We start from the raw sequence: 15335 nt of genomic DNA, 5'->3' as shown, positions 1-15335 counted from the left end.
TCCCGGTCAGGCACCGACCGGGAAGTTCGCGCGGAAGACGCCCTGCGGGTCGCGGGCGCGCTTGAGCTCGCGCAGCCGGGCCAGAGTCCCCTCGTCGAACGCGTCCGCCGCCCGCTCCCCCGCCGTCAGGAACGTGTACGGCTTGCGCCCGCTGATGCGCAGCTCCCCGACCAGCTCGGCCCGCTTGGCGGCCACCGCGTCCTTGAGGTGCGGCAGCCCGAGCCCGATCAGATAGAGCAGGTACGGCTCCGCGACCGCGCCCCGGGCACCGGCCCCGGCCCGTTCCTCGGCCAGCGCGCCACCCAGGTGCCGCACCTGGAGCCCGAGCAGCGGCGCCAGCGGCGCGTCGAGCAGGACCGCCTCGTCCAGCTCCGTCAGCAGCTCGGCACGGGCCATGGCGGGAGCCGGGTCGGTCGGCTCGGCGGTGATGTCGGCCAGGTTCGCGACCGGCAGCGCGGCCCGCTTGTCCACGACGGCTCCGTCGATCTTGTCCAGGGCGGCCAGCAGCGCGGCGCCCTCGGCGGCGTCGCCCAGGTAGGCGGCGTCCACGGCCACCATCGGCGGCCCGTCAGGGAGCTGGACCCGGTTGAACCAGACCGACAGCTCGTCCGGCGCGTTCTCGGTGATCCGCCGGTAGGCCTCGAACACCTCCGCGGTCCGCGCGCCCGGCCACATCACGCGCCCTCCGTACAGCTGCGGCGCCGGGTGCAGGTCGAACTCCACGGCGGTCACCAGCGCGAAGTCGCCCCCGCCGCCCCGCAGGGCCCAGAACAGGTCCGGGTCGGAGCCGGCGGTCACCCGGGACCGGTCGCCGTCGGCGTCCACGACGTCGAAGGCCCGCACGGAGTCCGAGGCCCAGCCGTACTTCCTGCCGAACCAGGACAGCCCGCCGCCCAGCGTGTAGCCGACCACGCTGATGGCCGGCATGCTGCCGGCCAGCCCGGTCAGGCCGTGCGGCCCGGCCTCCTGGAGCACCTGACCCCACCGGGCGCCCGCGCCCGCCCTGGCCACGCGCTGCCCGGCGTCCACATCGACGGCGTTCAGGCGCCCCGTACGCAGCAGGATCACGCCGTCGGTGGCACCGGAGGCGCCGTGGCCGTTGGGCTGGGCCGCCACCGTGAGGCCGGTCTTGCGGGCGTAACGCACGAGGGCGGCCACGTCGTCGGCGTCCTCGGCCGTGACCACGGCGGCCACCGGCTGGGCGACCGTCAGGTTCCACGCCTTGGCGGCCGCGTCGAACCCGCCGTCCTCCGGCAGCAGCACCTCGCCCTGCACGGCGTTCCGCAATTCGTTGAGTGTCATCATCTCTCCTGTTTCTGAGGTCGTCCGGGGCTATGACGGAGCGGGGGACGAGAAGGTGACCGCGATCTGCGGTCACCTTTGGCGGAGCTGCGCCGTCATGAAGGTAAAAGCCCTGATCGAGGATGTGACCGTGGACGCCGACGACTTTCTTGCCGACCGGTTCGAGGAGCACCGCACCCATCTCAAGGCGGTGGCCTACCGGATGCTCGGCTCCCTGACCGAGGCCGAGGACGCTGTCCAGGAGTCGTGGCTGCGGCTCAGCCGTACGGACTCGGGTGAGATCGACAATTTGGGGGGTTGGCTCACCACGGTCGTCGGCCGGGTCTGCCTCGACATGCTGCGCACGCGTACGTCACGGCGCGAGGCCCCGCTGGAGCAGCGGCTGCCCGACCCGATCGTCAGCCCCGAGCACGGGGGCGACCCCGAGCAGCAGGCGCTGATCGCCGACTCGGTCGGGCTGGCGCTGCTCGTGGTGCTGGAGTCGCTCAGCCCCGCGGAGCGGCTGGCGTTCGTGCTGCACGACATGTTCGGGGTGCCGTTCGAGCAGGTCGCCCCGATCGTGGACCGCACTCCCGCGACGGCCAAGAAGCTCGCGAGCCGGGCCCGGCAGCGCGTACGGGGGACGGTCCCGCCGCCCGACCCGGACCCGAGCCGGCAGCGCCAGGTCGTGGACGCCTTCCTGGCCGCCTCACGCGACGGCGACTTCGAGGCGCTGCTCGGCATCCTCGATCCGGACGTGGTGATGCGCGTGGACGTGGGAGCCGCGGCCGCGGGCGGGATGCGGACGATCGTCGGCGCGGCGGCCGTGGCCGGCGAGGCGGCGAGCTTCCGGCGGTTCAGCCGCGCCTACACGGTGGAGCCGGTGCTGGTCAACGGCGCCGTCGGGCTCGTCAGCAGGGAGAACGGCCGGCCCCGGTCGGTGCTCGGCTTCACGGTCACCGACGGCAGGATCGTCGCGGTGGAGCTCCTCACCGACCCGGAGCGCCTCGCCCTGCTCGACCTGAGCGCGCCGGCCGAGTGAGCGTCAGCGCAGGGAGATGTAGAGGGCCTCGCCGACCTTGCTGTAGCCGACGCGGGCGTAGACCCGCGCGGCGCCGTCGTCGGCCGGGGTCAGGAAGGGGGCCGAGACCCCGGCGCCCGCACCCTCGCGGGTCAGCAGCGCCGTGACCGCGCCCGCGATGCCGCGCCGCCGGTGCGAGGGCAGCACCGCGATGCCCGCGACCTCGGCGACCCCCTGGTGCGGGCGGCCGAGCTGCCCGGCGCCGACGGCCTCCCCGGCGTCGAAGGCGGCGGCGATCAGGCCGCCGCCGTCGAGGACCCGCCGGAACCGCGCGATGTCGTGCTCGGTGGGCTCCGGCGCGTCGAACGCCTCGTTCATCACCCGCGCGACCTGCCAGAGGTCGGCGTCCTCGGTCACGAGCGCGACCCGTACGTCCACCGGCCGCTCCACCACCTCGTCCGGCGGGCACACCAGCAGCGGGTAGCGCCCCTCCTGGGTGAACCCGGCCGCGAGCAGCGCGTCCTCGACCTTCGGGGACACCTGCGGCACGTATTCCAGGCGGGGCGTCCTGGCCCGCGCGCGAAACGCCTCGATCAGCGCGGCGACCTCGTCCGCCGTGGGCGCGGCATCGTCGTCGGGAATGGCGTAGTTGAACGGGAGCGCGTCGTCGTGCTCGTCGAACTTGATGGTGAACGGCCCGGACCGGACCGCCCGGTCCCCCGCCATCGACCTGAGATAGGCATGCACGTGAGCGCTCAGCAAATGCGTTTCCCTTCCCTGAGGATCCGACGCATACGCTATCGCCGGCGCCGCCTGATCACCCCGCACCTGGGACGATCAGGCCGCTCTCGTAGGCGGCGATCACCGCCTGCACCCGGTCACGCAGCCCCAGCTTGGTCAGCACGTTGCTGACGTGGGTCTTCACGGTGTGCTCGCTGACCACCATGGCCTGCGCGATCTCCGCGTTGGACAGGCCGCGGGCGATCATGCTCAGCGTCTCCTGCTCGCGGGCCGTGAGCACGGCCAGCCGCTCAGACGGCGGCACGGCCGGACGGGCGGCCGTTCTGGAGGTGAACTCGGCGATCAGCTTCGTGGTGACCGACGGCGCGAGCAGCGACTCGCCGGCCGCCACCACCCGTACGGCGTGGATGAGGTCGTCGCGGCGGACGTCCTTCAGCAGGAACCCGCTCGCCCCCGCGCGCAGCGCGTCGTAGACGTAGTCGTCCAGGTCGAACGTGGTCAGCATGAGGACGCGGCAGCCGCTCTCCGCGCACACGATCCTGGCCGCCTCGATGCCGTCCATGACCGGCATGCGGATGTCGAGCAGGAGCAGGTCGGGACGGTGCTCGCGGACGGCCGCGACGGCCTGTTCGCCGTCTCCCGCCTCGGCGACGACCTCGATGTCCGGCTGGGCGTCGAGGATCATGCTGAACCCGGCGCGTACGAGCTCCTGGTCGTCCGCGACCACCACGCGCACGCTCACGCCGCCACCGCCCGGCCGGCCAGCGGGAGCCGTACGAGGACCCGGAAGCCCGGCCCGTCGGCGCGCCGGCCGACGTCGGCGCTGCCGCCGCAGGCCGCGGCCCGCTCGCGGATGCCGATCAGGCCGTTGCCGCCCGAGGGGAGCGAGGTTCCGGAGCCGCGGCCGTCGTCGGCGATGTCGATCATGAGGGTGTCGTCCTGCCAGGTGAGTCTGATGTCGGCACGGGCCGCGCCCGCGTGCTTGACGATGTTGGTGAGGGCTTCCTGGGCGATCCGGTAGACGGCGATCTCCGTGTCGGGAGTCACCGGCCCCGGCTCGCCGGAGGTGGAGTATGTCACGTCGAGCCCGGTGGCCCTGACCTGCTCGGCCAGGGTGGTGAGCGCGGCGATCGTCGGCTGCGGCGCCCGCGGGCCCTCTTCCTCCTTCAGCACGCTCAGCATGCGGCGGAGCTGGACCATGGCGTCGCGCCCCGCGGCGGCGATGGCGTCGAAGACGGCCTCCGCCCTGGCCGGGTCGCTCCTGACCACCACCGGTCCGGCCTCGGCCTGGACGACCATGAGGCTGACCGCGTGGGCCAGGATGTCGTGCATGTCGCGGGCGATCCTGGCCCGCTCGCGCTCGGCGGCGCGCTCGGCCTCGGCCTGGCGCTCGCGGGCCAGCTGGACGGCGCGTTCCTCCAGCGCGGCGGCGTGGGCGCGGGAGGCGGCGGCGGCCCGGCCGATGGCGTAGGCGGCGGCGAAGAGCACGATGCCGCGCATCGCGGTCTCGGACGAGCCGACGATGAGCAGGCCGCCGGCGATCGTGAAGACCAGCATGATCAGGCGGGGCCACCTGGCGGAGTAGGCGGCCACGGTGTAGAGCGCCATGAGCGAGCCGTACCAGACGGGCTGCGCGGCCACCTCGTCGACGACGTCGTAGAGCGCGGTCGCGATGAGGCTGGCCACCAGGACGGCCACCGGCGCGCGGCGCCGCCAGATCAGCGGCACCACGGCGACGACCACGACCGCGTAGCCCCACCAGTGCCAGGGCCCGCCGTACGGGTTCTCGCGGGAGAACAGCGGCCACAGCTGCGCGATCAGCGCCAGCAGCGCGAGCGTGGCGTCCAGCCAGATCGGTGGCAGCGAGCTCGACCACCGGCGAACCTGCGCGAAGAACCGTAGATCGGACACGGCATCCCATCTTGCCTCGTACGTCATGCGAGCGCGGCGGCGGGCCTGGGCGTGGCGGGGGCCTGGCGGGCGAGGGGGACGAACGAGACCAGCAGGCAGAGGGCGCCGAGCGGGATGAGGTCCTTCTCGATGAACGGCAGGACGAGGTCGGCCAGGACCAGCAGGGGCGTCCACACCCGGACCCGGCGCAGCACCGCGAGCTGGACGACGAGGGCGAGCTGGCCGGCGAAGAACAGGAGGGGGACAGCGTCGTAGACCACGATCGATACGCCGGGAACGCTCCGGACCTGGTCGAACAGCACGCCCATCGCCTCCTTGTCGGCGGACATGAAGCCGACCACGATGTCGATGCCGAACTGCCCGAGCAGCGCCACGACGCCGACGGTCCCGGCCGCCGCGCTCGCGGTGGCCAGGGCGTTCCCGCCGGCCATCCGCCGCATCTGCCAGAAGACGGGGACGAACAGGACGAGTGCCGCCATGAAGGCGAGGTGGCCGGTGGTCCACGCGAGGCCGGGGCCCCTGCTGCCGTCGAGTCCGTCGAGGATCCGGATCACGCCGTAGGCGAGCACGAGCAGGGGCGCGGCGATGAAGGCGATACGGAAGTTCATGGGGACGATCCTCGGCGTCGCGGGGGTCCTCGGACATCGCCGGTGAGGGTGATTCCGCGGCTCCCTCTCAGGAGCGAGGACGAGTCCGCCTAGTCGCGCCGCCGCGCGTAGTGCTGCTGGATCAGCGCGGCCGCGCAGGCCAGCGTGGCCAGTCCGAACCCGAGGCCGACGAACAGGTTGAGATCGGAGGTCGAGGTGACCATGTTGGCGACCGCGAAGATCGCCAGCAGCAGCCACAGCAGGGGGCGGGGGATACGGACGGGGGTCATGACGTGCTCCTCGCAAGATCGGGTGACACCCGAGACGCTACGGATCGCCGTCCGCCACGGGCGATCCCGCCAGTGCGACAGCCCGAGGTACAGCAGGCTGTACTGTTCATCCTGGATCGCCGCTTCGCCCTGGGAGATGCCCTAGGGTCTGAGGATGCCGACTCCCGACGCGGGGCCCTTACGCCGGTGGGACGTGACGGCCCGGGCTCGTGCCACCTTCGACGCCCTCGAACACCTCGTCGGCGGTGTCGGCACCGCGATCCTGGCGGTCCTGGCCGTGTTCGTCCTGGCCCTCACCGCGCTGGCCTGCCTCGTCGGCGTGGGCTTCCTCCTGGTGCCCACCGCTCTGCGCGTGCTGCGCATCGTCGCCGACCGGGAGCGGGGGCGGCTCTCCCGCTGGGGCCCGGACGTCGTCATCAGTCCTGACCCGGTTCCGTCCGGGTCGCGGGCGGCGATCATGAATCCGGCGAGCCGGCGCGAGCAGTGCTGGGCGCTGGTCCACGCGTCCCTCGGGCTGATGCTCGGGGCGATCGGCATGACGCTGCCGCTCAGCGCGGTGCGCGACCTCACGTTCCCGCTGTGGTGGCGGCTGCTGCCGGACGGGGCGGGCGTGGACCTCTGGGTGGTGCGCGACCTCCCGAGCGCCCTCGCGGTCGCCGCGCTGAGCGTGGTCTGGATCGCGCTGACCCTGGCCCTCGTCCCCGGCCTGGCGCGCCTGCAGGCGTGGCCGGGGCGGCGGCTGCTGGCCGCCGATCCCAGCACCGACCTGGCGCTGCGGGTCGCCCAGCTCACCGCCACCCGCGCGGAGGCGCTCGACGCGCACGCCGCCGAGCTGCGGCGGATCGAGAGATCGCTGCACGACGGCACGCAGAACCGGCTCGTCGCCGTCAACGTCATGCTCGGCGCGGCCCGCCGCGCGCTGGCCCGCGACCCGGCCACCGCCGACGCCATGCTCGAACGCGCGCAGGACGCCGCCGAGCAGGCGCTGGCCGAGCTCCGCGCGGTCTCGCGCAGCATCCTGCCCCCGGTGCTGACGGACCGCAGCCTCGCCGACGCGCTGACCGGCCTGGCCGCCGGCTGCCCCGTCCCCTGCCGGATCGACGTCGACATGCCCGGCAGGTGCGCCGCGTCCGTCGAGGCCACGGCCTATTTCGTGGTGGCCGAGGGGCTCACGAACATCGCCAAGTACAGCCGGGCGCGGCGGGCCACCGTCACGATCCGCAGGCACGACGACCGGCTGGACCTCCAGATCACCGACGACGGCCGCGGCGGAGCGGACGAGCGGCGCGGGTCGGGGCTGGCCGGGATCCGCCGCCGTGCCGAGGCCCTCGACGGGACCTTCGCGCTGACCAGCCCAGAAGGCGGACCTACCACCATGAATGTGAGCCTCCCATGCGGATTGTGATCGCCGAGGACGACCCGCTCCTGCGCGAGGGCCTCGCGCTGTTGCTGCGGGCGGAGTCGCTGGACGTCGTGGCCACCGCGCCCGACCCGGACGGCTTCCTGACCGCGATCGACGCCCACAAGCCGGACGTCGCCATCGTGGACGTCCGGATGCCCCCGACCCACACCGACGAGGGCATCGTCGCGGCCGTCGAGGCCAGGCGGCGACAGCCGGAGCTGGCCGTGCTCGTGCTGTCGGCGTACGTGGAGCAGGCGTTCGCCACCGACCTGCTCGCCCACGGCAGCGCCCGGTTGGGCTACCTGCTCAAGGAGCGGGTCGGACGGGTCGAGGAGTTCATGGGCGCGCTGCACCGGGTGGCGGAAGGGGGCACGGCCATCGATCCGGAGGTCGTCGCACAGCTGCTGGCCCGCAGCAGGCCCGACAACCGGCTCGACCGGCTCAGCCCGCGCGAGCGCGACGTGCTGGCGCTGATGGCCGAGGGCCTGGGCAACGCCGCCATCGCCGAGCGGCTCTTCGTCACCGACGGCGCCGTGCACAAGCACATCCGCAGCATCTTCTCCAAGCTCGACCTGGCGCCGACCGACCGGACCGACCGGCGCGTGGCGGCCGTCCTGCACTACCTGGAGAGCGGGAAGTAGCTGATCAGGCGCCCAGGTCGCGGGCGATGTTGTCCAGCCGGGTCGCCAGGTCCTCCAGGGCCTCCTCGCTCAGGCCGTCCTGCGGCAGCCGGGCCGCGAGCTCGTCGCGGTGCGCGATGACCAGGCCCTTGTGCGCGTCGTCCACCTCGTCGGCCGGCAGCACCACGCAGTCACCCCGGACGAACACCAGCGTGGCGTCGGGTTGCTCCGACTCCAGCAGCCGGCGGACGCATTCAAGATCGATGAGAGACATTTCGGCTCCTCTTCCCCGGCGGACCTCAGCTGGGCGCTTACCCAGACGGCACTCATCCGAACGTCGGGGGGCCGCCGTCGGCGTGTGAGCGCCGCACGCCGAACGTCACCAGATACACGGCCGACCCCAGTGCCACGAGCGCGGGCGGCACGGCGAGCAGCGGCCGCGCGGCCAGCAGGGCCAGCACGGTCAGGACCACCCCCACCAGCAGCCCGAGCGCGGCCGCCAGCAGGCGCACGCCGAGCCAGTTCGACGGCGGCGGCGCCTGCGGCCACTCGCCATGGCCGCCTCCGTGCACGTCGGGCACGCCTGTGTCGCTCACCACGCCGGAGGAGGTGATCTCCTCGGGAGGCGGCGGCTCGCGCAGCACGGGAGCGAAGAACTCGTCCTCCGGATCCTCGTCGCGCCTGTTCATCCAGGATCACCTCGCCGGATCGGCTTCCTCCAGCTCGTGCAGGAACGGGTTGACCACGGCGTTCAGCTCGGCCAGGAGCGCTTCGAGCGAGGCCTGGGCGTCGTCGAGGTTCGGCAGGCCCTCGGCCCGCGCATGGGTGGGCGTGGGCAGGCGCTCGACCGGCAGGGGCACGCGGAGCTCCAGCGTGCTCAGCGCGGTCGGCCGCTCGTACGGCGGCGGCACGTAGGTGGGCTCCTGGCGCTGCCAGCTCGACCAGCCCTGCGGCAGCGGGACCGAGGGCGGGGCCGCGAGCTCGACCACCGCCAGCAGGCCCGCCGCCTCCTCCGGGCGGTGGCAGGCCGCGTCCAGCACCCGGGGGTGGCGGCGCACGTAGGCGTGCTCCGCCACCGGGCGCGTGGCCACCTCCCACGCGCCCAGCGCGAAGTGCAGCGGGTCCAGCGTGACGCCGCCCGCGGCCGGCTCGCCGTCCACGGCTTCGAAGGCATGCCGCCATCTGCGCAGCTCCTCGCCGTAGCGCTCCTGCGCGCTGCCCGGCTCCGCGCCGTCGCGCCCTCGCGCGGCGCCGATCCAGAACGCCTGCGTGCCGGCCATGCGCCTCCCCCGGGGTCAGCCCTTGATCTCGATGCGGCGGGCCCGGCCCTTCTCGGTCTTGGGCACCCGGACGATCAGGATGCCGTCCGCCAGCTCGCCACCGATGTGCTCGGTGTCGGCGTCGCTCGGCAGGATCGTCCGGTAGACGAACCGCCCGGTGCGCCGGCGCAGCATCTGCCCCTTGTCCTCCTCGTTGATCTCGCCGGACACGCACAGCTCGCTGTCGTTGACCTCGACGTTGATGTCCTCCCGCTTCAGGCCGGGAAGCTCCGCCCGTACGATGTAGGCGTCCGGGGTCTCCTCGGTCTCCGCCACCGGCCGCCAGGCGGCCGTGTCGCTCTCCACGCCCTGCTCGAAAAGCCGTCCCATCTGATCCCACAGCTGCTGGAACTCGGTGAAGGGATCCCAGGACCGCCTCTGCCAGGGAACACCCGCCTGCATCGCTCCGCGATTGCGCCTTATCGGCAAAGCCACTGCTTTCTCACCTCCGTGACGTGAGGGACACCGTCGTCCCCCTCCCCCAAATTCACCTCTTACCCGCAATCTCCCGCCGTGAACGGTTCCGTCGCAGGTCAGAGGGCGTGTCGAAGCCATCGGACGGGGAAGCTGGGTGGACATGACCGACGGAACGGGGAGCATGCCGGACCCGGGCGCCGGGGAATCCGCCACCCCCACGGTCACCCTGGCGCTCGCGGGCGACACCATGCTCGGCCGCGGCGTGGCCGAGCGGCTGAGGCTGAGCGCCGACCCGGCCGACTTCTTCGACACCGGCGTGCGCGCGGTGCTCTCCCGGGCCGACCTGGTCCTGTTCAACCTCGAATGCTGCGTCTCGGACCGCGGCCGGCGCTGGGACCCGCTGCGCAAGGCATTCCACTTCCGCGCCCCGCCCCAGGCCGCGGCGATGCTGGCGGAGCTGGGCGTGCACGCGGTCACGCTGGCCAACAACCACGCCCTGGACTACGGCCACGAGGCCCTCCTCGACACCCTCGACCACCTGGCGGCGGCCGGGATCCGCACCGTGGGCGCGGGCGCCGACCTGGCGCGGGCCTGGGAGCCCGCTGAGCTGAAGGTGGGCGACCTCCGCCTGGCGGCACTGGGAGTCACCGACCATCCCGCCGACTTCGCGGCCACCGAGCGCAGGCCGGGCGTCGCGTACGCCGACCTCGGCTACGGCGTGCCGGACCGGCTCACGAGCACGATCGCCAGCCTGGACGCCGACGTCGTCCTCGTCTGCGTCCACTGGGGCCCGAACATGACCTCCAAGCCCGTCACGCACGTCCGCCGCGCCGCCCGGACGCTGGTGGAGGCCGGCGCGTCCCTGGTGGCCGGGCACTCCGCGCACGTCTTCCACGGGGTGGCCGGACCGGTCCTGTACGACCTGGGCGACCTCATCGACGACTACATCGTGGACCCCGAGCTCCGCAACGACCTCGGGCTGATCTTCCTGGTCACCCTGGACGAGCAGGGCCCGGTACGGCTGCGCGCCGTCCCCATCGCGCTGGACTACTGCCGTACCAGGATCGCGAACGACATGGAGGCCCGCTGGATCCGGGCCCGGTTCACCGCCGCCTGCGCCGACCTCGGCACCGAGGTCCGGCCGGAGGCCGGCACGCTCACCGTCGAGCTCCGGCCACCGGCGGATTGACCGGACGCGCCACCCACTTCGGGTACACGGTCAATTACCCATAGTGACCATATGGTGAGGTCAGTGGCCCCTTTGGGGTCCGGCACCCAGCGAGAGGATCGGCATGGCGCACGAACCCAGAATCGACGTCGAGAGCAGAGCCCAGTCGGTCAGGAACAGCCTGACCGAGGAGCAGTCCGAGCGGATCGCGGACGCGCTCGGCGAGCAGGGGATCTGGTTCGCCACCCCGCATCCCCCCGTGAACGAGGCGCCCAGGGCCGACCGCGTCTGGGAGCTGGTGGGCGACAAGCCGCACCTGGGGCGCACGGCCACCGGGCGGGCCGCCATCTACCTGGCCGACGGGCACACCGCGCTGACCCGGCCGCTGATCTTCGCCGACGGCTTCGGTTACGGGCCCAGCGACCTGGACGCGTTGTGGGCCCACTTCAACAGCGAGCGCAGCCCCGGGTTCCTGGACCAGCTCAGGACCATGGGCATCGACGTCATCCTCCTGGGCTTCGACCAGCGGCAGACGTACATGCAGGCCAACGCCGCCGTGGCGGTCACCTGCGTCCAGCGCGCCATCCAGGAGCGGCAGGGTGACCTCCCGCTGGTCGTCGGCGGCGTCAGCATGGGCGGCATGGTCACCAGGTACGCGCTGGCGCGCATGGAGACCGAGGGCGCCGACCACCAGACCGACAAGTACTTCTCCTACGACACGCCGCACCTCGGGGCCTGGATCCCGCTGGTGCTCCAGCAGCTCGCCTACCTGCACGAAGCGCTGGAGCCGCGCTCGAACGGCCCCGGGCAGGCCGAGCTGATCCGCAGCCCGGCCGCGCAGCAACTCCTGTGGGCCTGGGTCGAGAACGAGGACTACTCGGGCCCCGTGACCACCGCCAGCCCGCTGCGCACGGAGTTCCTGGACGACCTGCGCCGGGTCGGCTGGTTCCCCATCCGCCCGTACAAGCTGGGCCTGGCCAACGGGGTCGGCGACGGCGCGGGGCGCGACCTGCCGCCGGGCACGCCGGTGTTCGACCTGCACTACGACCCGCTGCAGCTCACGGCCAGGATCCAGCCGGACATGGGCCAGCTGCAGAACGTCGGCACGGTCAAGTTCGGGGCTCCGACGTGGACGAGCGCCACCTCGCACGTGGCCGCGTTCGACGGGGCGCCGGGCGGCACGCTCGACTCGTGGGGCAGGGTGGCCGACGCGATCGGGCTGCCCGTCCAGGAGCGGCTGCGCCACAGCTGCTTCGTGCCCGCGGTCAGCGCCATCGCCCTGGCCAGGGACCCGTACCAGTGGCAGACCGACCTGTACAGGGACCTCACCGAGCTGCCGAAGGACGAGACCTTCCTGGACGCGTTCTGCTGCGACACGGCCAACACCGAGCACGGCAACGTCTCCGAGGTGCTGGTCGACTGGTTCCTGGAGCAGCTCGCCGGCTGGTAGCGGCGGTGAGGCGCCGGCTCACACGCGGTCCGGCGCCTCTTCGTGTCTAGCGGGTGCCGCGGTGCACGACCAGGAGCTGGTCGCGGGTGGCGTTCCGGTCACGGTAGGCGATCGCGGCCGGGGCCTCGGCGCTGTGATGGCCGGGCAGCCGCTCGTCGGCGCTCCACGAGGAGCCGTCGAAGACGGTCCACCACAGGCGCTGGTCGGTGGCGCCGCGGTGGACGCAGTAGAGGCGGTCCTTGTAGACGGTCAGCGCGGGGCCCTCGGCGGCCGAGTGCATGGTCAGCTTCTGGTCGGGCGTCCAGGCGGAGCCGTCCCAGCGCGTCCACCACAGGCTGGAGTCCTTGCCGGTGTGCACGCAGTAGAGGTGGCCCCGCCAGACGGCCAGCGCCGGGTTGGACCGGCAGGCGTGCTCGGGCAGCTGCGTGCAGGGGCTCCACGAGGCGCCGTCCCACCGCGTCCACCACAGGGTGGAGTCGGTGCCGGCGTGCACGCAGTAGAGCTGCCCGTCGAACGTGGCCAGCGCGGGGGCCGAGGCGCTGGGGTGCTCGGGCAGCCTGGCGTCGGGGCTCCAGGTAGAGCCGTCCCACCGCGTCCACCACAGGTTGTCGTCGCCGTCGCCACGGTGCACGCAGTAGAGCCGCCCGTCGTACGCCGCCAGCGCCGGGGCCGAGTCGCTGACGTGTCCGGGCAGCCTCCGGTCCTCGCTCCAGCCCTCCTGCGCGTCGTAGACCGTCCACCACAGGCTGGGATCGTCGGCCCTGCCGCGGTGGACGAGGACCAGCCCGTCCTGGAACTCCGCGAGGGCCGGGGCCGACACGCCGAAGTGCTCGACGAACGTCTGGTCAGGGGTCCACCCCTCGCCGGGCTCGTGCACCGTCCAGTACAGCCGCTCGCCGTCGCGCCGGTCCTCGCGGGCCGGCACCATCATGGCGGGCGCGACCCACGGCGAGACCAGCTTCACCCCGTACGGCCGAGCGACCGAGGTGATCCAGTCGGCCTTGGCGCGCACCTGCCGCTCGATGAGCGGCGCGAGCCAGGAGCCCAGCACGGTGGCCGCGGTCTCGCCGACGAGCTGCGGGATCTGCGCGGCCAGCAACGCGGCGCTCTCGTTGAGGTGGATCTCGAAACCCCACCACCTGGAGACCGGCCAGACCTCCGCGCCCATGGTGCCGAGCTCGCTCTGGAGCCGGCGTACGCGGTCCTGGGCCTGGGGCGACAGCGCGGCGACCTGGCGCCCGCTCTCCCGCTTGGCCGCCGACCACTCGACCTCGACGGCCTCCCGTACGGACGACTCGTCCAGCAGCTCGCTCTCGACGGCCGCGTCCACGGCGGCGGCGGCCACCGGGTCGTCCGCGCTGTGCAGCAGCACCTCCTCACCGTCCACCGCCGCCGTGTCCAGCCCCGCTCTGTCGGCCCGGGTGTCATCAGTCATTTCCAGCCCCCCTGGAGTGATACGCAGCATTCGATGCGCATATGTACCAACCATGGTAACCAGACGTAGTCATCCGATTACTCTCCAGGGGGCTGAGACTACCTCTCGATGTCCACGGTGAACGCCTCGAAAACCGCCTGGCCCGCGCCGTCCCCCGCCGCGAACAGGCCCAGCACCGCCCCCACCCACCGGCTCTGCGTGGCCTGGAAGGGAGCGCCGACCTCGCGCAGCCCGTCGCCGGTGTCGGCCAGGAACGTGACGAGCGCGCCCTCCCCGATCCGCGCGCCGACGGTGACGGGTGTGCCGTCCTTGACGGGCACGGGCTCCATGTCGCCGCACACCAGGACGGTCCCGTCCGCCGTGCGCTCCAGCCCGACGTAGGCGTAGGTGAAGCCGAGCACGACCAGTCCCGCCCGCCCCTCGCCGTCCAGGGTGAGGCCGGTGGTGACCGTGCACGAATCGCCGGGCAGCCGCTGCCCGAGCACCGACGGGCGCTCCCTCAGGTCCTCCGGCCCCGGCGCGCAGGTCAGGCGGAGGGCGCCGTCCCGCAGCTCCCACCAGGAGGGGTCGGGGTTGGCCTGCCAGCTCCACTGCAGGCCGAGCTCCGGCCCGGCGAAGTCGTCGGAGGTGGCGGGCTCGGCCGGCATGCCGCCGGGAACGGGCACGGGGCCACCGGGCACCGGCTCGCCGTTCGCGCCCATGACCGGCCAGCCGTCCTCCCAGGTCATCGGCTGCAGGTGGACGACCCTGCCATAGGCGCCGCGGTCCTGGAAGTGCATGAACCAGTGCTCGCCCGACGGGGTGTCCACCCAGCCGCCCTGGTGCGGCCCGTTCACGTCGGTGCCGCCCTGCTCCAGCACGATCCGGTCCTCGTACGGGCCGAAGATCGAGCTCGCCCGGAACACCGACTGCCAGCCCTGCTCCACGCCGCCCGCCGGGGCGAAGACCCAGTACACGCCGTCGCGTTTGTAGAGCTTGGGCCCTTCCAGCGTCCGGTAGCCGGGCAGCTGGTCGGCGTCGATGATCAGCGTGCCCTCGTCCAGCACCTCGCGGGCGTCCGGCGACATGCGGTGCAGGGTGAGCCGGTTGTTGACGCCGGCCCGGCTCTTGGCCCAGCCGTGCACCAGGTACGCCTGGCCGTCGTCGTCCCACAGCGGGCACGGGTCGATGAGCCCGGCGCCCGGCTTGACCACGTGCGGCTCGGTCCACGGACCCCGGGGATCCTGCGCGCTCACCACGTGGATCCCCACGTCGGGGTCGCCGTAGAAGATCCAGAACCGCCCGTCGTGGTGGCGCAGCGAGGGCGCCCACACGCCGCAACCCGGCCGCACGTCGTCATAGCCGCTCGTGACGGCATGCCCGATGATCGTCCAGTTGACCAGGTCGCGCGAGTGCAGGATCGGCAGGCCCGGGACCTTGGTGAAGGTGGAGGCGGTCAGGTAGAAGTCCGCGCCGACGCGGATCACGTCGGGGTCGGACCAGTCGGCGTTCAGCACGGGGTTGCGGTAGGTCGTCATCCCTCACTCCTTGGCGGCACTGCTGCAAGCGGTTGCAGGAAACGTCGCATCCGCACGTACGCGCCGTCAAATGGCCAGGTGCCCGTCGGCGGCCGGGAGCAGGCGGTTATGGCGGAATTTCGAAATTTTCGAGGCGCTGGCCTGGCGATTCCCAGGCGCGGCGGGGAGAGTGGGGG

General features: G+C 72.8%; 17 protein-coding genes. 5 read left to right on the top strand and 12 right to left on the bottom strand.

Annotated elements, in window-relative coordinates; genetic code table 11:
* Positions 1-6: 6 nt before the first annotated feature.
* The gene (locus ACFKCF_RS27265; RefSeq protein ID WP_394497861.1) at positions 7-1302 is read right to left on the bottom strand and encodes an FAD-binding oxidoreductase; all 1296 of its coding nucleotides are present in this window, start codon (positions 1300-1302) and stop codon (positions 7-9) included.
* A gap of 130 nt (positions 1303-1432) precedes the next feature.
* Between ACFKCF_RS27265 and sigJ the strand changes: the two genes are divergently transcribed.
* Positions 1433-2323 (top strand): RNA polymerase sigma factor SigJ, encoded by an 891-nt coding sequence (sigJ, locus tag ACFKCF_RS27260; protein WP_394497991.1) that lies wholly within the window; start codon positions 1433-1435, stop codon positions 2321-2323.
* A gap of 3 nt (positions 2324-2326) precedes the next feature.
* Here the strand turns inward: sigJ and ACFKCF_RS27255 are convergent, their stop codons facing one another.
* The 5 genes from ACFKCF_RS27255 to ACFKCF_RS27235 form a co-directional block, all read right to left on the bottom strand.
* Positions 2327-3028: a GNAT family N-acetyltransferase gene (locus tag ACFKCF_RS27255; RefSeq protein ID WP_394497859.1), complete on the bottom strand. Its 702-nt coding sequence runs from the start codon at positions 3026-3028 to the stop codon at positions 2327-2329.
* 91 nt (positions 3029-3119) lie between these two features.
* Positions 3120-3785, bottom strand: coding sequence for a response regulator (locus tag ACFKCF_RS27250; protein ID WP_394497858.1), 666 nt, complete (start codon positions 3783-3785; stop codon positions 3120-3122).
* Entirely contained in the window at positions 3782-4954 is a 1173-nt protein-coding gene (locus ACFKCF_RS27245) for a sensor histidine kinase (RefSeq protein WP_394497856.1), read from the bottom strand. Before ACFKCF_RS27245 ends, ACFKCF_RS27250 begins: the two co-directional genes overlap by 4 nt.
* Positions 4955-4977: 23 nt before the next feature.
* On the bottom strand, positions 4978-5562 hold the full coding sequence (locus tag ACFKCF_RS27240) for a hypothetical protein (protein WP_394497855.1): 585 nt from the start codon (positions 5560-5562) through the stop codon (positions 4978-4980).
* 89 nt (positions 5563-5651) lie between these two features.
* Complete coding sequence (locus tag ACFKCF_RS27235; RefSeq protein ID WP_394497853.1) at positions 5652-5831, bottom strand: hypothetical protein; 180 nt, start codon at positions 5829-5831, stop codon at positions 5652-5654.
* 154 nt (positions 5832-5985) lie between these two features.
* On the opposite strand from ACFKCF_RS27235, the gene ACFKCF_RS27230 reads away from it, so the two are divergent.
* Entirely contained in the window at positions 5986-7236 is a 1251-nt protein-coding gene (locus tag ACFKCF_RS27230; RefSeq protein WP_394497851.1) for a sensor histidine kinase, read from the top strand.
* Entirely contained in the window at positions 7224-7874 is a 651-nt protein-coding gene (locus ACFKCF_RS27225) for a response regulator (protein ID WP_394497849.1), read from the top strand. Before ACFKCF_RS27230 ends, ACFKCF_RS27225 begins: the two co-directional genes overlap by 13 nt.
* 4 nt (positions 7875-7878) lie before the next feature.
* Here the strand turns inward: ACFKCF_RS27225 and ACFKCF_RS27220 are convergent, their stop codons facing one another.
* The 4 genes from ACFKCF_RS27220 to ACFKCF_RS27205 are packed head-to-tail and all read right to left on the bottom strand — an operon-like array spanning position 7879 to position 9502.
* Positions 7879-8127, bottom strand: a complete 249-nt coding sequence (locus ACFKCF_RS27220; protein ID WP_394497847.1) for a hypothetical protein — start codon at positions 8125-8127, stop codon at positions 7879-7881.
* Positions 8128-8179: 52 nt separating this feature from the next.
* Entirely contained in the window at positions 8180-8542 is a 363-nt protein-coding gene (locus ACFKCF_RS27215; protein WP_394497845.1) for a hypothetical protein, read from the bottom strand.
* A 6-nt stretch (positions 8543-8548) separates the two neighbouring features.
* On the bottom strand, positions 8549-9133 hold the full coding sequence (locus ACFKCF_RS27210; protein WP_394497843.1) for a hypothetical protein: 585 nt from the start codon (positions 9131-9133) through the stop codon (positions 8549-8551).
* A gap of 15 nt (positions 9134-9148) precedes the next feature.
* Entirely contained in the window at positions 9149-9502 is a 354-nt protein-coding gene (locus ACFKCF_RS27205; RefSeq protein WP_394497841.1) for an Hsp20/alpha crystallin family protein, read from the bottom strand.
* A 247-nt stretch (positions 9503-9749) separates the two neighbouring features.
* Here ACFKCF_RS27205 and ACFKCF_RS27200 point away from each other — a divergent pair, with 247 nt between their 5' ends.
* Both ACFKCF_RS27200 and ACFKCF_RS27195 read left to right on the top strand, forming a co-directional pair.
* Entirely contained in the window at positions 9750-10778 is a 1029-nt protein-coding gene (locus ACFKCF_RS27200; RefSeq protein ID WP_394497839.1) for a CapA family protein, read from the top strand.
* Positions 10779-10881: 103 nt separating this feature from the next.
* Positions 10882-12207, top strand: a complete 1326-nt coding sequence (locus ACFKCF_RS27195; RefSeq protein WP_394497838.1) for a hypothetical protein — start codon at positions 10882-10884, stop codon at positions 12205-12207.
* 46 nt (positions 12208-12253) lie between these two features.
* Here ACFKCF_RS27195 and ACFKCF_RS27190 read toward each other — a convergent pair whose 3' ends face one another.
* Both ACFKCF_RS27190 and ACFKCF_RS27185 read right to left on the bottom strand, forming a co-directional pair.
* On the bottom strand, positions 12254-13642 hold the full coding sequence (locus ACFKCF_RS27190) for a hypothetical protein (protein WP_394497836.1): 1389 nt from the start codon (positions 13640-13642) through the stop codon (positions 12254-12256).
* A gap of 98 nt (positions 13643-13740) precedes the next feature.
* Positions 13741-15159 carry a glycoside hydrolase 43 family protein gene (locus ACFKCF_RS27185; RefSeq protein ID WP_394497835.1) on the bottom strand — a complete coding sequence of 473 codons (1419 nt, stop codon included), beginning with the start codon at positions 15157-15159 and terminating at the stop codon, positions 13741-13743.
* Positions 15160-15335 lie beyond the last annotated feature (176 nt).

Origin of the sequence: Nonomuraea sp. JJY05 (assembly GCF_043496855.1) — a bacterium.
GTDB lineage: Bacteria > Actinomycetota > Actinomycetes > Streptosporangiales > Streptosporangiaceae > Nonomuraea.
The sequence above is the reverse complement of the archived record's forward strand: the minus strand, read 5'-3'. Positions and strand labels throughout refer to the sequence as shown.